The following is a 21,637-nucleotide window of genomic DNA, read 5'->3' as shown; positions in this document are numbered from 1 at the left end:
ACCCCGGCATGCCCGAGGAAAAATAAGCATTTAAGACGTGATAATAAATTTGGTATTAAATTTCCAACAGTATTTGTGAGAAATGTGTTGTTGTACTTTGCAGGCGTGCGCGTTTCTTTATGAAAAGTATTAAACGTACTGCACTCGATTGCCCTTTTTTCGGCGGGTATAGAAAACATTGATTTGTGAGTGTAGTGGGCTTTTTTAGGTGGCTGGTGTCGTATTGGTTTAGTGATATTTTCTTACGTAAAATTTTGAAGACGTATTTTTTTTGTCGTTTTTTGAGTGGAGTAAAAATACCGGATTTAGATCTAGTTACGAATCGAGGCTTGATTGCTTTTTTGGCCGTGTCACCTTGTTTCGGCGAATAGAGTGTTCGCTCGTTTCCGGGTGTTTAATCTGAAAGGGTATTATATGTCGAACTTACAAGCGCTTCATAATTCCACCATGACCAATGGTTATGCGGATAATTACTCAAAGTCTGCCTCTGAAGAGCCCAGCAAAACACAGCCTTCAAAAGGTTATGGTGACGGCCAGCCAACTCAGCAGAGTTCAGGCACCGGACGTAAGTGGCATGATCTTAATAATGATGGTGTTACGAGCCTCTCTTACCAGAATGGTGTCTATCATTCTTCCGAGCGGGGGAAGGGCTTACTTCCTTTTATGTTGGATGAGTCAAAGGTCAAAAGCGCTCTGCAGGATTGGTCGGATGTTGCCAACGTTACATTTACAGAGAGTAAAAATCCTGCAAATGAGGGGCACCTTAAGCTGGCTGTTCACACGTATCCTAATACACCTGATGGCGTGCCCAAAGAACCAGGATCTGAAGTGGTCTTTTTTCAGACGGCAAGGGGGACGGACGCTCCATCAATATCCAAACAAAAAATCATGCGCGAAGTGGGGCATGCAATGGGGGTTCAACGTCCCGACCATGCACCTGGCTCGTTGATGGACGATATAGAGCAAGCCCAGAAACTATATGGTGCAAATTACAATACGCGTAATACCGACACGGTTTATGGCTTTAATTCAAATGCTGATCGCGATCAGTATAGTTTGAAGGACCCTGATACGTATCGAATGATGCCGAGGCATATGCAAGAGGCTAATTCTGCGCCGGAATTTAGTGTGTGGGATGGTGGCGGTAATGACACGTTTGACTTTTCAAAGTTTACTCAGGACCAGACCATTAATCTGGGGGCAGGAACGTACTCCAATGTGGGGAGTGGTGTGAATAATGTGTCCATTGCCAGAGGCGTGACGATCGAAAATGCCAAGGGAGGAACAGGTAACGATAAGATTATCGGTAACCAGGCAAATAACGTCATCGTGGGTGGCGGCGGTCGGGATCAACTATGGGGCGTAGGGGGGAACAACACCTTTAAATATAACGAAGTGTCCGACTCTACTCATGATAAAGCTGACTGCCTGATGGATTTTGTCAGTGGCAAGGACAAAATTGATATCACCGAAGCCATGACCAAAGCTGGTGTTGCGCCGCGACTGGTGCAAAATTTTACTGGCACGCCCGGTGATGCGGTAATCGGGTTTCACCCGACCGATAAACTTTACTATCTGGCTATTGATACCTCAGGTAACGGCAAAACCGATTTCCTTATTAAAAGTACCAAGCCTATTGTTCCAAACGACATCGTCGTGCCTCGTTAAGCGTTGCCGTCTTTTGGCGGCGTGACGAATCGGTGCAGGCCGGGAGTGTACGGCCGGCACCTACGTTGTGGGTATGGGGGGCTCAGTCGGTGATCGTGGCTATCTCGGCGCGCATCCGCCCGTTGCGTTTGGCTTGATACAGCAATCTGTCCACCTGTTCGACAAACACCAGGGCTTCGCTTCCCGGGCTTACCGTCCGGGTGCCTACCCCCAGGCTTAGCGTCAGCAGGTCGGACACCGCCGAATTCCCATGCTTGATCTGTTGCTGGCGGATCAAGTGCAGGCAGCGCTCGGCCACACGCAGGGCAGACTCGGCGTCGGTTTCCGGCAATAACCACACAAACTCTTCACCGCCGATGCGCGCAATGAAATCCCGTGGCCGGTTGGCCGCCCGGGAGAGCGTGCTCGCCACTTGCCGCAGGCATTCGTCACCCTTGATATGCCCGTAGAGGTCGTTGTACTGCTTGAAATAATCGATATCCAACAGGATCAACGACAGCGGCAACTGGCTGCGCAGGGCGCTGGTCCACTCACGCGCCAGCACGGTGTCGAACATGCGCCGATTGGCGATGCCGGTCAGGCCGTCCTGGAAGGAATATTCCTCCAGCTGTTTCTGCAAGCGGATCAAGTGCTCTTCGGTCTTCTTGCGCTCGCTGATATCGAACATGAAGCCGATCAGTGCTTGCACCTCGCCATCCTTGCGCTCCACGTGCACCACGTCGCGAATCCACACGTACTCGCCGCTGGCGGTCAGCGCGCGGTAATCGGCTTCGTGGTCGACCCCGGCGCGGGACTGCGAGACGCAGAAGTTGACCACGTATTCGCGGTCGTCCGGGTGCATGCGTTCTACCCAGTCATCCACGGTGGCCCAGCTCTGGGGCGTCCAGCCCAGCAACGTCTCGATCTGCGGGCCGATGTAGCTGAAGGTCATGGTTGCCCAGTCGATGCGCCAGGGAATCGCCTTGGTGGATTCCAGCAAGGTCTTGTACACGGCGCTGTCGGGTTCGCTCGGCGGTTCGATGCTCATGGGGATGCTCTTGATGGCGGCAAAAACCCAGAGCATCTGGCCATCATCGACAGGAATCAAGTGCTACGCGCGGCATCGGATGAGAGGTCGTGGTGTGGTTTTTCTGGCGTCAGCCGGCCAGCGGTTTCAGGCAAAATGAGCACCAAGTATCACTTTTGACTTAATTCCCCGGCAGGTTGAAAAAGCTCATCTACCCTAGACGGATCACGTCCACTGAGCCTGGTCCAGCGAAGGGTGCCCGCATGGTCTCGATAGCCGAGTTTCGCCACATCATGGAGTCGGGTTTTCTGCCCCTCGCCTGTGACTGCTCACTGAACAGCGACGGTTCGCTGCGCATCAACATCTTCGACCCGGCCTCCGGGCGCGTCGACCTGCTGCTGACCCGCGTGTCGCCCCAGGGTCTGGACAGCATCCGTTCCATCTCAAACCTGATTGGCGAACTGCGCACCGAGATCAAGGCCGGGCGCAGAGGGTTTGCGGCGGTCAGTTAGCGATCAGGAGATCGCTTGTGCCGTCGGAGTGGTCACCACCCCGTAACCGCGCCAGCAGCAATGCTCGCGGTGCCCCGGCAGGAACACGCAGCCGCCAAGGTTCATGAGCAGGACGGCGGCAACCAGCAGTGAAATTCGACGAGACATGGTGATTTCCTCAAGGTAGTGAACGTTGCCGATCAGCCGATACGCCTGCTGATTGCCAACGGTTAACCCTTGAACGCGACCGCCCGGCCAAATCCGTCGCAGCTTTTTGCATATTTCATCAAACCCCCGCAAACCCTGGGCAATACTGGCCCTGCCTGCCGTGCCGAGTGGTCGCGAAAAATTTTGATTTTGACGCGACGGATTTCCCCGGCACCCGCCGTTCAACCCTGCAGCAGCGATCACTGGCGATCGCCGATGAAGGAGTTGTCATGAGACTTGCACGACCGCTGGCCAAACTACGTTATGCCCTGTTGATCCCGCTGGCGCTGGCCGCCCTGGTCAGCACGCCGACCTTTGCCCAGACCGAAGTGATCATCCGCGATGCGCCGCCGCCGATGCGTGTCGAGGCGGTTCCCGTCGAGCGTCCTGGCTATGTGTGGGATCGCGGGCACTGGCGCTACGAAGGGCGCGGTTACGTGTGGGTGCCGGGCCACTGGCAGCCGGTGATGCGCAACGCCCGTTGGGAACCTGGCCACTGGGAGTCGCGCGGCCCCAACTGGTACTGGATGGAAGGGCACTGGATCCGCTGACCGTCCCGTCAACCTGACCCTTAGCCACCGGACCGAGACTTGCCCTATTGAAAGACACTGATCCGGACGTTGAGCTGTTGGCCCGCATCGGTAATAACGAACCGGCGGCCATCAACGAAATGGTGACGCGCAAACTTCCGCGTTTGCTCGCGCTCGCCAGTCGGATCCTCGGGGATGCCGACGAGGCCAGGGACGTGGCCCAGGAAAGCTTCCTGCGGATCTGGCGCCAGGCTGCAAGCTGGCGCAGTGGTGAAGCGCGTTTCGACACCTGGTTGCACCGCGTGGTGCTCAACCTGTGCCACGACCATTTGCGTCGGCGCAAGGAGCGCCCGTTGCACGACGAGGAGGCGATGAGCGAGGTGGTCGACACAGCGCCTGCGCCCGATGAACAGCTGGAAGCCGCCGCCCGCAGTAAGCACATGGCGGCGGCGTTGGCGTCGCTGCCCGAACGCCAGCGTGAAGCGATTGTGCTGCAGTACTATCAAGAGCTGTCGAATATCGACGCCGCGGCGCTGATGAACATCAGCGTCGAGGCACTGGAGAGCTTGCTGTCACGGGCCCGGCGCAAGTTGCGCAGTTACCTTGACGACACACCCGGGCCCGCCCGCCCAGGAAGGGGAAAACCATGACGCCCGAACGATTTGCCCAATTGGCCGAGGCTTACGGCGGCCACTTGCACCGTTGGCCCCGCGCCGAACAGGCCCAGGCCCAGGCACTGCTCGATACAGGCGATGCCGGCCTCCTTGAGGTGCTGCACCAGGCGCGATGGCTCGATGGCCAGTTGGATGGGTATCAACTGGCGCCTGTCGACCCGGCGCTGGCGCGACAGATCCGTCAGTCGTTTCCCCAGCGCCAGTCGTTCTGGGCGCGTTACGCCGGCTGGCTGTCGCCTGCCGGTTTTGTCGGCGTGGGCATTGCCGGGATCGCTGCCGGAATCCTGGTGGCGTCGTTGAGCGTGCCGCTGCCCATGCTCGGTCCTGAAGTACTGCCCAGTGTCTTCGACCAGGGCGACGCCGAAGTCGTCTTCACCGTCAACGCCGAGGAAAGCGAGCAATGACCCCGTCACCCAAATACCTGAAGCCGCTGCTGGTTGTGTCGGTGTTGTTCAACGTGTTTTTGATCGGCGGGGTCGGCGGTGGCCTGTACCACTGGCTGGCGAATACCAAGCCTGCCGAGGCCGTGGTGAACCAGCATGGCTTGCGCCAGGCGATGGTCAAGCTGCCGCCGGAGCGGCGTAAGGAGTTGCGTCAGTTGCTGCGCCAGAACCGCTCAGACAGCCAACCGCTGGTGCTGGCCGGGCGCGAGGCGCGGCTGGATGTGATCAAGCAACTGGAGGCGCCTACCCTGGACCGTGAGGCACTGGTGAGCGACTTGGGCAAGGCTCGGGAAGCGGACATGGCGCTCAGGGCGCTGGTGGACAACACCCTGGCGCAGTTCGCCAGCACCTTGCCCCGGGATGAGCGCCAGCGACTGGTGGAAGCGTTGTATTTGAAGGGGCAGGCGAAGGGCTCGGTAGCCAAAAAGAACTGAGACGGGCGACGGATTTTCCCGGATGGCCGCGTTTAACCCGGGTAAGCCCGCCACTCAGGCGACGGCTAGTCTCATTGGGGAACCGTGCCATGTCCCGGATATTCAAGGCCACGCTGGCCGCCACGTTGATGGCCGCTGCGTTGTCCGGTTGTATTGTCGAACCTGTTCATCCGCGTCGTCCGCCGCCGTTGGTTGAAGTAGTGCCGGTGGCCCCGGCGCCGGGGTATCAGTGGGTGCGGGGGCACTATCGCTGGGGGAACGGGCAGTGGTTGTGGGTGCCGGGGCATTGGCGGTATTGATCCTTCACCACTTTCAGTTACAACACCGAACCCATGTGGGAGCTGGCTTGCCTGCGATGCAGGCGCCTCGGTATACCTGACAAACCGCGGTGATGCCATCGCGGGCAAGCCCGGCTCCCACATTTGACCGGGGCAGGCGATCAAATAACGCATACCCCAATGCCCTCAACACTCAGTCAGTACTTTCCTGAACGTCTCCACCAACGGCCGCAAATTGATCCGATGCCACGCCGCCCACAGCGGTGTGGTGTACGTCAGCCACGGCAGTTCCCGCAGCACCACGCCCGGTGGTGCATTGCGGCTCAAACCCTTTTGCACCATCGCCACACCCAACCCCGACGCCACCAATCCCAGCGCGGTAAACGGCTCGCTGGCTTCCATCGGAATCTGCGGGGTAAAGCCCGCCCGAATGCACGCCGCAACGAAGTCATCCGCCGGGTTCGCCCCGGGTTTGCGTTGCACGCCAATCCACTGCTGTTCGGCCAGATGTTCGGGCAGCAACTCGCTGACGCTGGCCAGTGGATGCTGCTCGGGCAGCGCCAGCAACATCGGATCGTCCAGCACTTGCAACGCCACCAGGTCGGGGTCATCTGCTGCCGGTGGTTCACCCACCAGCGCGATGTCCAGGCTGCGCTGGCGCAAGCCTTCCAGTTGCTCGATGGAGGGCAGGTTGTACAGGGCGATATGCACGTTGGGCCGCGCGTCACGCAGTACCTTCAGGGCGTTGGGCAGCACGCCGGCGTGCATGGCGTTTTCGATGTAGCCGATGCACAGGCCGCCTTCTTCGCCTTTGCCCAGACGCCGGCCGAGGGATTCCAGACGGTTGGCGTGGGTCAGCAGGGCCTTGGTTTCGGCCAGAAACGTCTGGCCATCGCGGGTCAGGCGGATGCGCTGTTGGCTGCGCTCGAACAAGGTCAAACCCAGGCGCTCTTCCAGTTGGGCGATTTGCCGGCTCAGGGGCGATTGGGAGATGTGCAACCGTTCGGCAGCACGCCCCACGTGTTCTTCTTCAGCGACTACAACGAAGTAGCGCAGTTGGCGGAAATCGATCATGTCAGACCTGTAGGGACTCAAGTTGGTCGCAGTATGTCTTGGACGGTCCGATCTCCGCAATCTACGATCTGCTCAACGGTCAACACAGCGACCTTGAACAATCTTGAGGATTTACCCCATGAGCTTGAAAGACAAACTGCCCGGCGTGCTGGGTTTTGGTACCGCCCCATTGGGCAACATGTTCCGCGCGATTCCTGAAGAAGAGGCGCAAGCCACCGTTGAAGCGGCCTGGAACCAGGGCGTGCGTTACTTCGACACCGCGCCGTTCTACGGTTCGGGTCTCTCGGAAATTCGACTGGGCCAGGCCCTTTCGAAGTACAACCGTGACGACTATGTGCTCAGCACCAAGGTCGGCCGGGTGATCCTGGATGAAGTGGAAGAAAGCGCCCGCGACCTCGGCGAGAAAAGCGGTGTGTTCGAACATGGCCGGCCGAACAAGATGGTCAACGACTACAGCGCCGATGCCACCCTGCGTTCCATCGAAGACAGCCTTAATCGCCTGCAAACTGACCGCCTCGATATCGTGTGGATTCACGACATCGCCCAGGACTTCTACGGCGACCAATGGCTGGACTACTTCAACCAGGCCCGCACCGGGGCTTTCAAAGTGCTGACCCGCCTGCGTGAAGAAGGCGTGATCAAGGCCTGGGGCTTGGGCGTCAACCGCGTCGAGCCTTGCGAGCTGACCCTGGACCTGACCGAAGCCCAGCCCGATGGCTTCCTGCTGGCGGGCCGCTACACCTTGCTCGACCACGAGCGTGCCTTGCAGCGCCTGATGGACGCGGCTTTGGCGCAGAACGTCGAGATCGTGGTCGGCGGCCCGTACAGCTCGGGGATCCTGGCCGGCGGCGCACATTTTGAGTACCAGAAAGCCAGCCCGACGATCATCAGCAAGGTCGAGCAGATCAAGGCGATTGCCGCTGCCCATGGCGTCAGCGTGAAAGCCGCTGCGCTGCAATTCTCCCTGGCCCACCCAGCGGTGGCGGCAGTGATTCCGGGTGCCAGTCGTCCGGGTCGAATTGCCGAAGACGTCGCGGCGTTGTCAGAGAAGATTCCCGCAGCCTTTTGGCAGGCCCTGCGCGACGCCCGATTGATTTCGGCCCGTGCACCGCTGCCGCTCTAACCACAGGAACGCGAACGATGAAAATTGATATCAGTGGCAAAGTCGCAATCGTCAGTGGCAGCACTGCCGGGATCGGCCTGGGCATCAGCCAGGCCCTGGCGCAATCCGGTGCCACGGTGGTGGTGATCGGGCGTGAATCGGGCAAGGTCGACGAGGCGCTGGCGACGATTCGCCAGGCTGTACCCGGTGCCGAGTTGCGCGGGTTGGTGGCAGACCTCGGCACGGTGGAGGGCGCTGAAAAACTGTTCGCCGCCGAGCCCCGGGCCGACATCCTGGTGAACAACCTCGGGATCTTCAACGACGTCGATTTCTTCGACGCCCCCGACAGTGAGTGGACGCGTTTCTACGAGGTCAACGTGATCTCCGGCGTGCGTTTGTCGCGGCACTACACGCCGGGCATGGTCAAGCAGGGCTGGGGGCGGGTTATTTTCGTATCGTCGGAATCCGGGGTGGCAACGCCGGCCGACATGATCAACTACGGCGTGACCAAAAGCGCCAACCTGGCGGTGTCCCATGGCTTGGCCAAACGGCTGGCGGGCACCGGCGTGACGGTCAATGCGATCCTGCCGGGGCCGACCTTTACCGATGGCCTGGAGCACATGCTCAAGGACGCGGTGGCCAAGTCCGGGCGCAGTGCGCGGGACGAGGCTGATGTGTTTGTGCGCAACGCCCGGCCGACGTCGATCATCCAGCGCGCAGCAAATGTGGATGAAGTGGCGAATCTGGTGGCGTACATTGCTTCACCGTTGTCCTCTGCAACCACCGGTGCCGCGTTGCGGGTCGACGGCGGTGTTGTCGACAGCATGGCGATCTGATTTTTCTTGAATGGTTTGGAGTGTGAATCGTGGCAAAAGCATCTGCTGTTATTGAAGTTCCGGTTTCGGCCGAACAGGTTTGGCAATTGGTGGGCGGCTTCAATTCGCTGCCGGATTGGTTGCCCTTTATCGTCAAGAGCGAGCCGAGTGAAGGCGGGCGTGTGCGCCATCTGCAAACGGCGGATGGCGGTGTGGTGGTGGAGCGGTTGCAAAGCTTTGATAACGTCGCGCGCACCTACAGCTACTCGATCAGCGAGTCGCCGTTTCCGGTGAGTGAGTACCTGGCGACGTTGAAGGTGGAAGGGCTGACTGCCAGCTCTGCGAAGGTGACCTGGTCGGGTGTGTTTACCCCGGTGGCCGGTGTGACGGATGCGGCGGTGGAGGAGTTGTTTGCCGGTGTGTATAGCGGTGGGCTTGAGGCACTGCGGGGCAATTTCCCAGGCTGAAATATTGGCTTGGGGTCAATGAGGTCAAATGTGGGAGCTGGCTTGCCTGCGATAGCATCAACTCGGTGTAACTGATAAACCGAGGTGCCTGCATCGCCGGCAAGCCAGCTCCTACATTGGGTTTGGGGTGTTCTTCAGGCTTCGGGCATCAGTTGTTGGCGGCATTCGAGGATCAGCTTGGCGCCGCCGCTTTCGCTGCTGCCTACTTCCAGTTTAAAGCCGTGCAGGTTGATGATCGCGGCCACGATCGACAATCCCAACCCGAACCCGCCTTGTTGCTGATTACCTTCGTCCACTCGATAAAAGCGTTGGAACACTGCGGCACGTTCCGCTGCAGGAATCCCGGGGCCGGTGTCGAGTACTTCGATGCGGGTGCTGCCGGCATCGTTCACGCCACGCAGAATCACTTTGCCGCCCGGTGGGGTGAATTTGATCGAGTTGCTCAGCAGGTTGGCCAGGGCCTCGAACAGCAAGGCGCGGTCGCCGGTGATCCAGGGCAACGAGGCCGGCACTTCCAGCAGCAGTTCCATCTCGCCTTCTTCTGCCAGGGGCAGGTAGAAGTCATGGAGCTCCTGCAGCAAGGGCAGGGGGTCGAGCACCAGGAAGCCGGAGCGACGCTGGTGGTCTTCCAGTTCGGAAATCCGCAGCAAGCCGCGAAAGCGTGCCATCAGGGTGTCGGTCTCGGCGATGGCCGCGTCCAGTTGCAGGGCGTGGGGGGCGTCTTCATCGGCCTGTTGCTGGATCCGGTACAACTGCGCCCGCAGGCGGGTCAGCGGGGTACGCAGGTCGTGGGCGATGTTGTCGCACACGCCCTTGACCTCGTTCATCAGTTTCTCGATGCGGTCGAGCATCGCGTTGACGATGGCCGCCAGCATGTCGAGTTCGTCGCGTCGGTCCGACAGCGGCAAGCGATGGGTCAGGTCGCCGGCCACGATGGCTTCGGCACTCGCCTGGATCCCTCGAATCCGCCGCAACGGGCGCCGCCTGAGCAGGTGCCAGCCGGCCGCGCCGGGAATGATCGTCAGGGTGATCCCCCACAGCAAGGCATGCAGGATGATGCGCGTCACGCCGAACAGCGAGCCGTTGGCGCGCACCAGGATCAGCCAGCGCCCGTCTTCGGTGTGGGTGGCCACGGCGTCGCAGCTGTCGCGGGGCAGTTTCGGGTCGTCGGAGTCGATGCAGTTGGCCAGGGCATGGATGTGCCCGTCCATCGGCAGGTCCGGCGGTATCACGCGGATCGGGCCACTGATGGGGTTGAACTGATTGTCGAACAGGCCGTAGGCGTCAACGCCTTTCATGTCGAAAGTCATGCTGGTGGTCAGGGCTTCCACCAGTTCTTCGCCGTCAAAGCGCTGGAACAGGTGCTGGCGCTGCATCAGCGAGTGGCGCGAGAGGTCGCCCAGGTAACCGGACACCTCGTAGTACAGCACGCCCATGAGGATGCAGCTCCAGGCCACGAACAACGAACTGTAGAGCGCCAGCAGCCGGCTGCTGGAAGAGCGCCAGCCTTTAGAGGGGTTCAGCAATGACATACCCGGAACCTCGTACCGTGCGGATCAGCGGCGTGAGGCCCGGCGGGTCGATTTTTTTGCGCAGGCGACCGATGTGCACATCGATCAGGTTGGTGCCCGGGTCGAAGTGATACCCCCAGACTTCCTCGAAGATCATCATCCGCGACAGGATTTGCCCGGTGTTGCGCATCAGGAATTCCAGCAGTTTGTATTCCGTCGGCAACAGGCTCAGGGGCTGTTCGGCGCGGCTGGCTTCACGGCTGATCAGGTTCAGTTCCAGATCGGCCACGCGCAGGGCGGTCTCGAATTCCTTGACCGTGCTTTTGCGGCGCAGCAGCACTTCGACGCGGGCGGCCATTTCGTCGGAGGCGAACGGTTTGGTCAGGTAGTCATCCCCACCGGCACGCAGGCCGCGTACCCGTTCATCCACATCGGAGAGGGCGCTGATCATCAGGATCGGCGTGGATACGCCAATGGTGCGCAGGGTGGTGACGATGGCCAGGCCATCCAGTTCCGGGAGCATGCGGTCGAGGGTGATCAGGTCGTAATCACCGCTGACGGCACGGACCAGGCCTTCGCGGCCATTGTCTACCCAGTCAACGTCCAGTCCATGGCTACTCAGCTCGGCAACGATCTCGCGGGCCGTTACGGCGTCGTCCTCGATGGTCAAAATGCGGGTCATAAGGATTACCTGGTGAGCGATTCACACTGAAGTGCGGGCATTTTGCCAAGAAATGATAGCCCGCTTCCTAAATAAAAATTTATGTAGGCATAAACGACACAATTCACCTTACCCCGCTGAATCTGAACGAATGCTGTGCGTGTAGGAATTTATCCTTCCAAGCCTTGCGCGCGGGTCGTTTCCTACGGGGAATGCATAACGCCCGCCGCTCCCGGGCATTTCTTGCAAGTTGCATGGTTCAAATTAGTTCAAATTACTTAACTAATTGAAATATATGGAGTTTTATTTTAAAGGCTCCTGGCACGGTGCCTGCACTGTCCCTTTTGAGACTTGTAACACTATTTTTCATGCCTGGAGCAAAACAACAATGATTACATCCTCATCCACGCTGCAAGAGTCGAGCGCGCTCTCCGGGGTTTCCTGGGGGGCGATTTTTGCCGGGGCTGCCGCCGCGGCCGCATTGTCCTTGATATTGGTGCTGCTGGGCTTCGGCCTGGGCTTTTCGGCGGTATCGCCGTGGGCCGACAGCGGTATCAGCGCCAAAGGGCTTGGCATTTCCACCATTGTCTGGCTGGCGGTTACGCAGATCATCGCGTCGGGGATGGGCGGTTACCTCGCCGGTCGCCTGCGGGTGAAATGGGCCAATATGCACGGCGATGAGGTGTACTTTCGCGACACCGCCCATGGCTTCCTGGCCTGGGCCGTGGCGACACTGGTGACGGCGGTGCTGATCGTCGGTTCGGTCAGCAGTGTGGTCAGCGGTGGTGTGAAGGCGGGTGCCAGTGTGGCCTCGGGTGCTGCCAGTGGCATGAGCCAGGTGGCGGGTGCTGCGTCCAAGGGGGAAGACTTCGGCTATTACGTCGACAGCCTGTTCCGTGATGATCGCCCGGCAGCCGTCAGTGATGACGCGGTGCATGGTGTGGTTGCCCGCATCTTTGCCCGTACCGTGAGCAACAACGGCCAGTTGGCGCCGGAAGACCGTGCGTACCTGGCGCAATTGATCAGCCAGCGGACCAACCTCAGTCAGGCCGATGCCGAGGCGCGTGTGGACCAGGTTTATGGCCAGGCCCAGAAGGCGCTGGAGGATGCCAAGTTGAAAGCCAAGCAGGCTGCTGACACTGCGGCGAAAGTCGCTGCCTATACATCGCTGTGGACCTTCGTGGCGCTGTTGATCGGTGCGTTTTTTGCCAGCCTCGCTGCAACCTTTGGCGGTCGTCGCCGGGATGCGGTGGTGTATCTGGAAACCACTGCACACACCACGTCCGTTCGTTAATTCAAGGAGACTGTCATGCGCTCATTACTGCTGTTTTTCCTCGGTGTGCCTATCCCGGTCATTATCCTGATCGCGATCTTCATGCACTGATCCTGTTGTCTGTTTGACCCAAGCCGCGCCTGCTCCAGCAGGCGCGGCTTTTTGCTGTTTGTTAATTGTTGCTTAACCGCCTTTTGTCTAGACTCCCGCCCCATGAGCCGCTATCTGCGTTTTTTTCTCGTCCTGTTGTTGAGCCTCTCGCTTCCCCTGACCGGGATGGCGGGCGTGCCGTCGAGCAGCGAGCCGTGCCCGATGCAGATGTCCGATATGCAGATGATGAGCGACATGTCTGCGGACTGTTGCGCGGACGGTGCGGGCCACGCCGATCATGGCAAGAGCTGCAAGCCCGGCCAGGAATGCAAGACCGGCGGCATGCTGCAGCTTTCGATGCCCGTGCTCAAGTCACCCGTTGCTGGCTCCCATCCGGTGGTTGCCGGCCTGGGGTCTGATTTCATCCCCGACCGCACGCCGTCCGGCGTCTGGCGTCCGCCCCGTACCTGAATCCTGTTGCACCTGAAGACTCGTCCCCGACGCGGGATGGCCTTGCTGTGGGCCGCGTAAAGCGGAGTGCAGCGCAACAGAACAGGAAACTTCAAGATGAATTCCCTATGCGTGCGTGCCCTGGTGGTGGGCGTGCTGGCGTGGCCGACGCTGGCGTCTGCGCTGACCCTGGATGAGGCCCTGCGCCTGGCGCAAAACAACGCGCCGTCGCTGGCGGCCGAATCCGCAAAATTGCAGGCTGCTGGCCAGGCGGCGATACCGGCAGGTGAGTTGCCGGACCCGAAACTGGTGGTGGGCCTGCAGAACTTCCCCATTGGCGGGCCCAATCGCGGCACGCTGTATGGCGATGACATGACCGAGCAGATGATCGGCATCCAGCAGCAAGTGCCCAGCCGCGACAAGCGCAAGGCGCGGGTGGAGTTGGCCTCGGCCAGCGTGGACACGGCGGCCGCCGAAGGCCGCATCGAGCGCCTGAACGTGCGCCAGGCCACCGCGCAAGCGTGGATTCGCGCCTATGCGGTGGAGCGCAAAGAGGCCCTGTTCAAGGACTTCTATCAGCAGAATCGCCTGCTGCAAGACACCGTGCGTGCGCAGTTGGCCGGTGGGCGTGGGCAGCCTTCCGACACGGTGATCCCCAAACAGGAAGCCGCCGACCTTGCCGGGCGCGAGGACGAACTCATCCAGCAACGCGCCCAGGCCCGCGCCGCCCTCAAGCGCTGGATCGGCCCGGCCGCCAGCGAAGCCCCCAGCGGCCAGTTGCCGAACTGGACAATCGACACCCATGGCTTCACCCACAACCTGCACCAGCGCCCGGAACTGCAAGCCTTTGTGCCGCGTACCCGCGAGGCCGAAGCCCGGCTGAACGAGGCCAGGGCGCAGAAGACTTCGGACTGGAGTTGGGAGGTGGACTATCAGCACCGTGGCCGTGAATACGGTGATATGGTCAGCCTGCAATTGACCTTCGATCTGCCGATCTTCCCCGGTCGCCGGCAGAACCCCGGCATCGCCGCCAAGCAGGCTCAACTCGACCAGCTGGACGCCGAGCGCGAAGCCAAGACCCGCGAACACACCCAGGAACTTGAAGACGACCTGGCCAACTATCAGCGCCTGGACCGCGCTGTGCAGCGTAGCCAGGACAGCCTTGTGCCGCTGGCCGAGGAGAAGGTTGCCCTGAGCCTGGCGGGTTACCGCGCGGGCAAGGGCGACCTGATGAACGTGGTCAGCGCCCGCCGTGAGTGGGTCGAGGCGCGCTTCAAACAGATTGATGCCATTGAGCAGCGCGCCCTGACCGGCGCCCAGCTGTATTTCGCTTACGGGGAACCCGCCAATGAATAACCGAATCGTGAACATGGCGCTGTTGGGCGGCGTCCTGCTGCTGGGCCTGGGGGGCGGCTACTGGCTGGCGCAGAAACCGGCCATGGCCGGGGCGATGCAGGCGCCGCAGGAGAAAAAGGCGTTGTACTGGTACGACCCGATGTACCCGCAGCAGAAATTCGACAAGCCGGGCAAGTCGCCCTTTATGGACATGCAACTGGTGCCGCGTTATGGCGGCGAGCAGGGCGCAGCGGCGGACACTGCGGCGATTCGCATCGATTCGAGCCTGACCCAGAACATCGGCGTACGCCTGGCGAGTGTCAGCCGCGGCGTGTTGGCGTCGAGTCTTGAACTGTCGGGAATCCTCGCCTTCAACGACCGCGATGTGGCAGTGGTGCAGGCCCGGGCTGCCGGGTTTGTGGAGCGGGTTTACGCCCGTGCGCCGGGTGATGTGCTCAAGGCCGATGCGCCCCTGGCCGACATTCTGGTGCCGGAATGGGCTGCCGCCCAGGAAGAATTCCTTGCCCTGCGCCACAGCGACGCCGGCCTGTTGGCCGCCGCCCGCCAGCGCCTGCGCCTGAGCGGCATGCCCGCCGGGTTGATCGCGCAAATGGAGCGCAGCGGCCGGGTGCAATCGGTGATGACCATTACCAGCCCGCTGGCCGGCGCGTTGCAAACCCTGGACGTGCGCGAGGGCATGACCGTCGCGCCGGGCCAGACCCTGGCGCGGGTCAATGGCCTGGGCACCGTGTGGCTGCAAGTCGCCGTGCCTGAAGCCCAGGGCGCTGCGTTGGCGGTCGGGCAAACCGTCGAGAGCCGGTTTGTTGGTTTGCCGGGGCAGGTATTCAGCGGCACCGTCAGCGCGATTCTGCCGGCCACCGCCATGGACAGCCGCACCGTGCAGGTTCGGGTCGAGCTGCCCAACCCTGATGGCCGGTTGCGGCCCGGCATGACCGCTCAGGTGCGCCTGGCCCAATCCACCGGCCAGTCGGTGCTGTTGTTGCCGAGCGAAGCGCTGATTCGTACCGGCAAACGCGTGCTGGTGATGGTGGCCGAGGAGGGCGGACGTTATCGCCCGATAGAAGTGCAGGTGGGTGCGGAAAACCAGGACCAGACCGTGATCGTCGCAGGCTTGCAGGAAGGCCAGCAGGTGGTCGCATCGGGTCAATTTCTGCTGGACTCTGAAGCAAGTTTGAAGGGAATTACCACTCAATCGTCCGACGGTTTTTCACATGAGGGGGCCATGGACGGTATGAGCATGCAACCGGGAGCTCGACCATGATCGCCCTGTTGATTCGTTGGTCGGTGGCCAACCGCTTTTTGGTTTTGCTGGCGACTTTATTCGTCACCGCATGGGGCTTGTGGTCGATCCAGAACACGCCGGTGGACGCCCTGCCGGACCTGTCGGATGTGCAGGTGATTATCCGCACGCCGTACCCGGGCCAGGCGCCGCAGATTGTCGAGAACCAGGTCACCTACCCGATGACCACCACCATGCTCTCGGTGCCGGGGGCGAAGACCGTGCGCGGCTTTTCGTTCTTCGGCGACAGCTACGTCTACGTGCTGTTTGACGAAGGCACCGACCTGTATTGGGCACGCTCGCGGGTGCTGGAATACCTGAGCCAGCTGCAGGCGCGCTTGCCGGCGTCGGCCAAGCCGGCGCTGGGCCCGGACGCCACCGGTGTGGGCTGGATCTACCAGTACGCCCTGGTGGACCGCACCGGCAAACATGACCTGGCGCAGTTGCGCTCGTTGCAGGACTGGTTCCTCAAGTTCGAACTCAAGACCCTGCCCAACGTCGCCGAAGTGGCGACCATTGGCGGCCAGGTCAAGCAATACCAGGTGCAGATCGATCCCCTGGCCCTGGCCAGTCGCGGCATCACCCAGGCGCAAGTGGTGGAGGCCATCGGCAAGGCCAACCAGGAAACCGGCGGCTCGGTGCTGAACATGGGCGAGTCGGAATACATGGTGCGCGCCTCCGGCTACCTGAAGACCCTGGAGGACTTTCGCGCGATTCCCCTGCGGCTCGACGCCAACAACGTGCCGGTGACCCTCGGTGATGTGGCGATAATCCAGCTGGGCCCGGACATGCGCCGGGGCATCAGCGAGCTGGATGGCGAAGGCGAGGCGGTGGGCGGGGTGGTGATCCTGCGCAGCGGCAAGAACGCCCGCGAGGCCATCGCGGCGGTGAAGAGCAAGCTGGAACAACTGAAAACCAGCCTGCCGCCCGGCGTGGAAATCGTCACTACCTACGATCGCAGCAAACTGATCGATCGCGCCGTGGACAACCTCAGCCACAAGCTGCTGGAGGAGTTCCTCGTGGTGGCGCTGGTGTGCGGGATCTTCCTGTGGCACCTGCGCTCGTCCCTGGTGGCGATCATCTCGTTGCCGGTGGGGGTGTTGATTGCCTTTATCGTGATGCGCTTCCAGGGCATCAACGCCAACATCATGTCCCTGGGCGGGATTGCGATTGCCATCGGCGCGATGGTGGATGGCGCAGTGGTGATGATCGAGAACGCCCACAAGAAAATCGAGGCCTGGCACCACGTGCATCCGAACCAGGAATTGAAGGGTGAAGAGCACTGGAGGGTTATCACCGACGCGGCGGTGGAGGTGGGGCCGGCGCTGTTTTTCTGCCTGCTGATCATCACCTTGTCGTTTATCCCGGTGTTCACCCTGCAAGCCCAGGAAGGCCGCTTGTTCGGGCCGCTGGCCTACACCAAGACCTACGCCATGGCCGCGGCGGCGGGGTTGTCGGTGACCTTGATCCCGGTGCTGATGGGGTACTGGATTCGCGGGCGCATCCCCGACGAGCAACGCAACCCGCTGAATCGCGGCCTGATCAAGCTCTATCAGCCGGCGCTCGAGGCCGTGCTGCGCTGGCCGCGCATGACCTTGCTGGTGGCGCTGTTGATGGTCGCCAGTGCACTGTGGCCGGTGTCGCACCTGGGGGGTGAATTCCTGCCGCCGCTGGATGAAGGCGACCTGCTGTACATGCCTTCGGCGCTGCCGGGGTTGTCGACGCAAACCGCGGGCGCGTTGTTGCAGCGTACCGACCGATTGATCAAGAGCGTGCCGGAAGTTGCCCATGTGTTCGGCAAGGCCGGCCGCGCGGAAACCGCCACCGACCCGGCGCCGCTGGAAATGTTCGAAACCACCATCGAGTTCAAGCCGCGAGACCAATGGCGCCCGGGCATGACCCCGGAAAAACTGGTGAAGGAACTCGACCGGGTGGTGCAGGTGCCGGGCTTGACCAACATCTGGATCCCGCCGATCCGCAACCGCATCGACATGCTCGCCACCGGCGTCAAAAGCCCGATTGGCGTCAAGGTGGCGGGCACCAGCCTGATGCAGATCGACGCCGTGACCCAGGCCGTGGAAAAGGTCGCCAAAACGGTGCCCGGCGTCAGCTCGGCCTTGGCCGAACGCCTGACCGGCGGGCGCTACATCGACGTGGACATCGACCGCCCGGCGGCTGCACGCTATGGCCTGAACATCACCGATGTGCAGTCCATCGTTTCCGGGGCGATTGGCGGTGAAAACATTGGCGAGACCGTCGAAGGCCTGGCGCGGTTTCCCATCAACCTGCGCTACCCGAAAGAATGGCGCGACTCGGTGAGCGCTTTAAGCAGCCTGCCGATCTACACGCCTTCGGGCAGCCAGATCACCCTGGGTACCGTGGCCAAAATAAAGGTCACTGAAGGCCCGCCGATGCTCAAGAGCGAAAACGCCCGACCTTCCGGCTGGGTGTACATCGACGTGCGCGACCGCGACCTGGCGTCGGTCGTGAAGGATCTGCGTGAGGCAATCAACCGGAACGTGCAACTTCAGCCGGGCATGAGCCTCAGCTATTCGGGGCAGTTCGAGTTCCTGGAGCGGGCCAATGAACGCCTGAAACTGGTCGTGCCGGCGACCCTGCTGATCATCTTCGTGCTGCTGTACCTGACGTTCCGCCGGGTGGATGAGGCGCTGCTGATCCTCGCCACGTTGCCGTTCGCGCTGACCGGCGGGGTCTGGTTGCTGTACTGGCTGGGCTTCAACCTGTCGGTGGCGACCGGTGTCGGGTTTATTGCGTTGGCGGGGGTATCGGCCGAGTTCGGCGTCATCATGCTGCTGTATTTGAAAAACGCCTGGGCCGAGCGCCAGGGAGGAGGGGACCAGGCCTTGCTGGAAGCCATCACCGAAGGCGCCGTATTGCGCGTACGCCCCAAGGCGATGACCGTGGCCGTGATCATCGCCGGCTTGTTGCCGATCCTGCTGGGCGGCGGCACCGGCAGCGAAGTCATGAGCCGGATTGCCGCGCCCATGATCGGTGGCATGCTCACCGCACCGCTGCTCTCCCTGTTCGTCATCCCGGCGGCGTACCGCCTGATGCGCAAACCTCAAAGCTGACAAAAATCAAATGTAGTAGCTGGCTTCTGTGGGAGCTGGCTTGCCTGCGATAGCGGTGTAACAGTCAGCGAATATGCTGGCTGACACACCGCTATCGCGGGCAAGCCCGGCTCCCACATTTGATCTCCTCTATCCTTTAAACCTCACTCAGCCTGACCCACCGCTCCTCCCGAGCCGCCACCCGAATTGCCGCCGCCAACCGCTCCACCTCCCAAGCCGCCGCAAAATCCGTCCCATCACTGCCTTTGCCAGCCAGCGCCATCACCAGCTCATGCACCTCCAGCGTCTTCAACTCGTTGTACCCCAACTGATGCCCCGGCGCCGGACTGAACGCCGCATACCCCGCAAGCGCAGGCCCCGCCAGCAACCGTTGAAACCCCTCCTGCCCAACCCGGAACAGCTGCAATTCATTCAACCGCTCCTGATCAAACAACAACGTGCCCCGCGTGCCACTGATCTCAAAGCTCAGGTGATTCTTATACCCATGCTTCAGCCAACTGCTGCTCACCGTCCCCCGCGCACCGTTGGCAAACCGCAACAACGCATGCACCTGATCATCCACCGCAATCTCCCGCAGCGTCTCACTCCCCGCCGTGGCTGGCCGCTGCCCGTGCACCGTCTGCGTATCGGCACACACACTTACGACATCCCCCACCAGATAGCGCGCCATGGACAGCAAATGACTGCCCAGGTCCGCCAAGGCCCCACCGGCATGCCCCACCTCACAGCGCCACGACCAGGGCGACGCTGCATCCGCCATGAAATCCTCGCTGAATTCCCCTTGGAAACTGATGATCTCTCCCAACTCACCGCTGTCGATCAACTGCCGGGCCAGGCCAATCATCGGGTTGTGCTGATAGTTGTAGCCCACCCGGGTCACCACCCCGGCCTTGCTCGCCGCATCGCGCATGGCCGCCGCCTGTTCCAGGCTCACGGCCAACGGCTTCTCGCAATACACCGCCTTGCCTGCCGCCAGGGCAGCCATGGCCATCGGATAGTGCAAATGGTTGGGAGTGGTGATGGCGACGACATCCACCTTGGGGTCGTCGATCAACTGCTGCCAGTCGCCATGTGCCTGGGCAAATCCCCAGTCGCTGGCGCAGCGCTTGGCGCGTTCGGTATCGGCATCGGCCAGGGCGGCCAGGGTAAGCTTCACCGGCAGCTCGAACACCGCCCGCGCGTTATTGAACGCCAGGGCGTGGGCACGCCCCATAAAGCCTGTGCCAATCAGGCCGATTCCGAGTTCGCGCATAGCCAGGTACCTTCGAATTATTGTTGTCAGAAGCCTATTTATGGAATAAATATTCCCAATATTCAATAGATAGAATAAAAATTCATTCCCGCGAATCACAGTACCCCTGTGGTGAGGGAGCTTGCTCCCGCTGGAGTGCGAAGCGCTCCCAAGATTTTGGGGCCGCTACGCAGCCCAGCGGGAGCAAGCTCCCTCGCCACAACAGCCCACCCTCCAAGGATCACCGCTACTGATAGCATTACATTCAGCACCGGCTTAACCCCTTCCAGTTAACAAAACATAACGTAGCGCCGATTGTCAGACGATTCCAAAGCCCGCTAGGATGGCCCAGCTTGCCCAAGGCGCTCTAGATTGCAGGTTTCAGGGCTCCTCACGGCAAGACGACCTAACAATAATAAATGGGAGAAAGGTCTATGAGTGAGCCTGTCATGGGTGTGGTGTTTTTCCGCCCGAAGGCCACGCGCAGGGTCGCATTGCTGGCCACAGCGCTCTCGTTGCTGGGAGCTGTCGCGTTGTCGACAGCGGCCCACGCCGCCACTGAAACCCCCGCCGCAGCGGTGTTTGCCATTGATTCCCCCAAGGCCGCCAAAAGCCTGATGATCGACGTGGTGCACGCAGGCAAACGCCTGGTCGCCGTCGGTGATCGCGGGCACATTCTCTATTCCGACGACCAGGGCGCCACCTGGACCCAGGCCAAAGTGCCCACCCGGCAACTGCTGACGGCCGTGTTTTTCGCCGACGACCAACACGGCTGGGCCGTGGGCCATGACGCACAGATCCTCGCCAGCACCGATGGCGGCGTGACCTGGACCCAGCAATTCCAGGACCTCAAGCGCGAAGCGCCGCTGCTCGACGTCTGGTTCAAGGACGCCAGCACCGGCTTTGCCGTGGGCGCCTACGGTGCGCTGGTCGAAACCACCGACGGCGGCAAGACCTGGGACGACGTCAGCGACCGTCTCGACAACGAAGACCAATACCACCTCAACGCCATTGCCCAGGTCAAAGACGCCGGGCTGTTTATCGTCGGCGAGCAGGGCAGCATGTTCCGCTCCCATGACGAGGGGCAAACCTGGGAAAAACTCGAAGGCCCCTACGAGGGCTCGCTGTTCGGCGTGATCGGCACTGCCCAGGCGCAAACCCTGTTGGCCTACGGCTTGCGCGGCAACCTGTTTCGCTCCACGGATTTTGGCAGCACCTGGGAGCCGGTGGAATTGAACGCCACCCGTGGCGCGCTGGAGTTCGGCCTGTCGGGGGCGACCCTGCTGGACGACGGCTCCATCGTGGTGGTGGGCAACGGCGGCAGCGTGGTGGTCAGCCACGACGACGGCCTGACCTTCAGCGTATTCAATCGCCCGGACCGCATCTCGCTGTCGGCGGTCACGGCGGCGGGCAACGGCAACTTGATTCTGGCGGGGCAGGGCGGCGTTCGCGTGGCCAGTCCAACCGGCGCCGAGCCGACAAAACAATAAGAAGGCGGGGACACA

The 21,637-nt window shown here is 61.2% G+C and carries 22 protein-coding genes; 16 read left to right on the top strand and 6 right to left on the bottom strand.

Going from position 1 to position 21,637, the window contains the following annotated elements; translation table 11 throughout:
* The first annotated feature begins 372 nt into the window (after positions 1–372).
* Complete coding sequence (locus V3W39_RS14170; RefSeq protein WP_330212816.1) at positions 373–1,668, top strand: M10 family metallopeptidase C-terminal domain-containing protein; 1,296 nt, start codon at positions 373–375, stop codon at positions 1,666–1,668.
* Positions 1,669–1,750: 82 nt separating this feature from the next.
* Here V3W39_RS14170 and V3W39_RS14165 read toward each other — a convergent pair whose 3' ends face one another.
* Positions 1,751–2,695 (bottom strand): GGDEF domain-containing protein, encoded by a 945-nt coding sequence (locus tag V3W39_RS14165; protein WP_330212815.1) that lies wholly within the window; start codon positions 2,693–2,695, stop codon positions 1,751–1,753.
* Positions 2,696–2,937: 242 nt separating this feature from the next.
* On the opposite strand from V3W39_RS14165, the gene V3W39_RS14160 reads away from it, so the two are divergent.
* Complete coding sequence (locus V3W39_RS14160; protein ID WP_017477131.1) at positions 2,938–3,186, top strand: DUF1652 domain-containing protein; 249 nt, start codon at positions 2,938–2,940, stop codon at positions 3,184–3,186.
* A gap of 3 nt (positions 3,187–3,189) precedes the next feature.
* On the opposite strand, the gene V3W39_RS14155 is transcribed toward V3W39_RS14160, so the two are convergent.
* Complete coding sequence (locus tag V3W39_RS14155; protein ID WP_166742173.1) at positions 3,190–3,333, bottom strand: hypothetical protein; 144 nt, start codon at positions 3,331–3,333, stop codon at positions 3,190–3,192.
* 269 nt (positions 3,334–3,602) lie between these two features.
* On the opposite strand from V3W39_RS14155, the gene V3W39_RS14150 reads away from it, so the two are divergent.
* From V3W39_RS14150 to V3W39_RS14130, 5 genes are all read left to right on the top strand, one after another.
* Positions 3,603–3,923 (top strand): YXWGXW repeat-containing protein, encoded by a 321-nt coding sequence (locus tag V3W39_RS14150; protein WP_177042603.1) that lies wholly within the window; start codon positions 3,603–3,605, stop codon positions 3,921–3,923.
* 47 nt (positions 3,924–3,970) lie between these two features.
* Positions 3,971–4,552: an RNA polymerase sigma factor gene (locus V3W39_RS14145; RefSeq protein WP_330212814.1), complete on the top strand. Its 582-nt coding sequence runs from the start codon at positions 3,971–3,973 to the stop codon at positions 4,550–4,552.
* On the top strand, positions 4,549–4,980 hold the full coding sequence (locus tag V3W39_RS14140; protein ID WP_330212813.1) for a hypothetical protein: 432 nt from the start codon (positions 4,549–4,551) through the stop codon (positions 4,978–4,980). Before V3W39_RS14145 ends, V3W39_RS14140 begins: the two co-directional genes overlap by 4 nt.
* Positions 4,977–5,453 carry a periplasmic heavy metal sensor gene (locus V3W39_RS14135; protein ID WP_177042600.1) on the top strand — a complete coding sequence of 159 codons (477 nt, stop codon included), beginning with the start codon at positions 4,977–4,979 and terminating at the stop codon, positions 5,451–5,453. Before V3W39_RS14140 ends, V3W39_RS14135 begins: the two co-directional genes overlap by 4 nt.
* Positions 5,454–5,542: 89 nt before the next feature.
* A complete protein-coding gene (locus tag V3W39_RS14130; protein ID WP_076016843.1) occupies positions 5,543–5,752 on the top strand; it encodes a YXWGXW repeat-containing protein in 210 nt (69 codons plus the stop codon).
* A gap of 165 nt (positions 5,753–5,917) precedes the next feature.
* On the opposite strand, the gene V3W39_RS14125 is transcribed toward V3W39_RS14130, so the two are convergent.
* Complete coding sequence (locus tag V3W39_RS14125; RefSeq protein ID WP_330212812.1) at positions 5,918–6,805, bottom strand: LysR substrate-binding domain-containing protein; 888 nt, start codon at positions 6,803–6,805, stop codon at positions 5,918–5,920.
* A 118-nt stretch (positions 6,806–6,923) separates the two neighbouring features.
* On the opposite strand from V3W39_RS14125, the gene V3W39_RS14120 reads away from it, so the two are divergent.
* The 3 genes from V3W39_RS14120 to V3W39_RS14110 are packed head-to-tail and all read left to right on the top strand — an operon-like array spanning position 6,924 to position 9,189.
* Entirely contained in the window at positions 6,924–7,928 is a 1,005-nt protein-coding gene (locus tag V3W39_RS14120) for an aldo/keto reductase (protein WP_330212811.1), read from the top strand.
* Positions 7,929–7,945: 17 nt separating this feature from the next.
* The gene (locus tag V3W39_RS14115) at positions 7,946–8,743 is read left to right on the top strand and encodes an SDR family NAD(P)-dependent oxidoreductase (protein WP_218170914.1); all 798 of its coding nucleotides are present in this window, start codon (positions 7,946–7,948) and stop codon (positions 8,741–8,743) included.
* Positions 8,744–8,772: 29 nt separating this feature from the next.
* A complete protein-coding gene (locus tag V3W39_RS14110) occupies positions 8,773–9,189 on the top strand; it encodes an SRPBCC family protein (protein ID WP_177112962.1) in 417 nt (138 codons plus the stop codon).
* A gap of 134 nt (positions 9,190–9,323) precedes the next feature.
* Here V3W39_RS14110 and V3W39_RS14105 read toward each other — a convergent pair whose 3' ends face one another.
* Positions 9,324–10,721, bottom strand: a complete 1,398-nt coding sequence (locus V3W39_RS14105; protein ID WP_177042584.1) for a sensor histidine kinase — start codon at positions 10,719–10,721, stop codon at positions 9,324–9,326.
* Entirely contained in the window at positions 10,699–11,382 is a 684-nt protein-coding gene (locus V3W39_RS14100; protein ID WP_003219726.1) for a response regulator transcription factor, read from the bottom strand. Before V3W39_RS14100 ends, V3W39_RS14105 begins: the two co-directional genes overlap by 23 nt.
* Before the next feature lie 367 nt (positions 11,383–11,749).
* On the opposite strand from V3W39_RS14100, the gene V3W39_RS14095 reads away from it, so the two are divergent.
* The 5 genes from V3W39_RS14095 (at position 11,750) to V3W39_RS14075 (ending at position 18,901) form a co-directional block, all read left to right on the top strand.
* A complete protein-coding gene (locus V3W39_RS14095; RefSeq protein WP_259198982.1) occupies positions 11,750–12,655 on the top strand; it encodes a hypothetical protein in 906 nt (301 codons plus the stop codon).
* A 192-nt stretch (positions 12,656–12,847) separates the two neighbouring features.
* Positions 12,848–13,195, top strand: coding sequence for a hypothetical protein (locus V3W39_RS14090; protein ID WP_177042582.1), 348 nt, complete (start codon positions 12,848–12,850; stop codon positions 13,193–13,195).
* A 96-nt stretch (positions 13,196–13,291) separates the two neighbouring features.
* Positions 13,292–14,530 carry a TolC family protein gene (locus V3W39_RS14085; RefSeq protein ID WP_330212810.1) on the top strand — a complete coding sequence of 413 codons (1,239 nt, stop codon included), beginning with the start codon at positions 13,292–13,294 and terminating at the stop codon, positions 14,528–14,530.
* Positions 14,523–15,791, top strand: a complete 1,269-nt coding sequence (locus V3W39_RS14080; protein WP_330212809.1) for an efflux RND transporter periplasmic adaptor subunit — start codon at positions 14,523–14,525, stop codon at positions 15,789–15,791. Before V3W39_RS14085 ends, V3W39_RS14080 begins: the two co-directional genes overlap by 8 nt.
* Positions 15,788–18,901, top strand: coding sequence for an efflux RND transporter permease subunit (locus V3W39_RS14075; protein WP_330212808.1), 3,114 nt, complete (start codon positions 15,788–15,790; stop codon positions 18,899–18,901). Before V3W39_RS14080 ends, V3W39_RS14075 begins: the two co-directional genes overlap by 4 nt.
* 136 nt (positions 18,902–19,037) lie before the next feature.
* Here V3W39_RS14075 and V3W39_RS14070 read toward each other — a convergent pair whose 3' ends face one another.
* Positions 19,038–20,153, bottom strand: a complete 1,116-nt coding sequence (locus tag V3W39_RS14070; RefSeq protein WP_177076866.1) for a Gfo/Idh/MocA family protein — start codon at positions 20,151–20,153, stop codon at positions 19,038–19,040.
* Positions 20,154–20,581: 428 nt separating this feature from the next.
* Between V3W39_RS14070 and V3W39_RS14065 the strand changes: the two genes are divergently transcribed.
* Entirely contained in the window at positions 20,582–21,622 is a 1,041-nt protein-coding gene (locus tag V3W39_RS14065) for a WD40/YVTN/BNR-like repeat-containing protein (RefSeq protein WP_256352032.1), read from the top strand.
* Positions 21,623–21,637 lie beyond the last annotated feature (15 nt).

The organism is Pseudomonas sp. Z18(2022), assembly GCF_036346535.1.
Classification (GTDB): domain Bacteria; phylum Pseudomonadota; class Gammaproteobacteria; order Pseudomonadales; family Pseudomonadaceae; genus Aquipseudomonas; species Aquipseudomonas yamanorum_A.
This window is presented reverse-complemented; position numbering and strand designations above follow the sequence as displayed.

Bases quoted from the DNA above. Each gene is read 5' to 3' on its own strand.
- V3W39_RS14165 (WP_330212815.1), bottom strand. From the start codon at position 2,695: ATGAGCATCGAACCGCCGAGCGAACCCGACAGCGCCGTGTACAAGACC.
- V3W39_RS14160 (WP_017477131.1), top strand. From the start codon at position 2,938: ATGGTCTCGATAGCCGAGTTTCGCCACATCATGGAGTCGGGTTTTCTG.
- V3W39_RS14155 (WP_166742173.1), bottom strand. From the start codon at position 3,333: ATGTCTCGTCGAATTTCACTGCTGGTTGCCGCCGTCCTGCTCATGAAC.
- V3W39_RS14150 (WP_177042603.1), top strand. From the start codon at position 3,603: ATGAGACTTGCACGACCGCTGGCCAAACTACGTTATGCCCTGTTGATC.
- V3W39_RS14140 (WP_330212813.1), top strand. From the start codon at position 4,549: ATGACGCCCGAACGATTTGCCCAATTGGCCGAGGCTTACGGCGGCCAC.
- V3W39_RS14135 (WP_177042600.1), top strand. From the start codon at position 4,977: ATGACCCCGTCACCCAAATACCTGAAGCCGCTGCTGGTTGTGTCGGTG.
- V3W39_RS14130 (WP_076016843.1), top strand. From the start codon at position 5,543: ATGTCCCGGATATTCAAGGCCACGCTGGCCGCCACGTTGATGGCCGCT.
- V3W39_RS14125 (WP_330212812.1), bottom strand. From the start codon at position 6,805: ATGATCGATTTCCGCCAACTGCGCTACTTCGTTGTAGTCGCTGAAGAA.
- V3W39_RS14120 (WP_330212811.1), top strand. From the start codon at position 6,924: ATGAGCTTGAAAGACAAACTGCCCGGCGTGCTGGGTTTTGGTACCGCC.
- V3W39_RS14115 (WP_218170914.1), top strand. From the start codon at position 7,946: ATGAAAATTGATATCAGTGGCAAAGTCGCAATCGTCAGTGGCAGCACT.
- V3W39_RS14105 (WP_177042584.1), bottom strand. From the start codon at position 10,721: ATGTCATTGCTGAACCCCTCTAAAGGCTGGCGCTCTTCCAGCAGCCGG.
- V3W39_RS14100 (WP_003219726.1), bottom strand. From the start codon at position 11,382: ATGACCCGCATTTTGACCATCGAGGACGACGCCGTAACGGCCCGCGAG.
- V3W39_RS14095 (WP_259198982.1), top strand. From the start codon at position 11,750: ATGATTACATCCTCATCCACGCTGCAAGAGTCGAGCGCGCTCTCCGGG.
- V3W39_RS14090 (WP_177042582.1), top strand. From the start codon at position 12,848: ATGAGCCGCTATCTGCGTTTTTTTCTCGTCCTGTTGTTGAGCCTCTCG.
- V3W39_RS14085 (WP_330212810.1), top strand. From the start codon at position 13,292: ATGAATTCCCTATGCGTGCGTGCCCTGGTGGTGGGCGTGCTGGCGTGG.
- V3W39_RS14080 (WP_330212809.1), top strand. From the start codon at position 14,523: ATGAATAACCGAATCGTGAACATGGCGCTGTTGGGCGGCGTCCTGCTG.
- V3W39_RS14075 (WP_330212808.1), top strand. From the start codon at position 15,788: ATGATCGCCCTGTTGATTCGTTGGTCGGTGGCCAACCGCTTTTTGGTT.
- V3W39_RS14070 (WP_177076866.1), bottom strand. From the start codon at position 20,153: ATGCGCGAACTCGGAATCGGCCTGATTGGCACAGGCTTTATGGGGCGT.
- V3W39_RS14065 (WP_256352032.1), top strand. From the start codon at position 20,582: ATGGGTGTGGTGTTTTTCCGCCCGAAGGCCACGCGCAGGGTCGCATTG.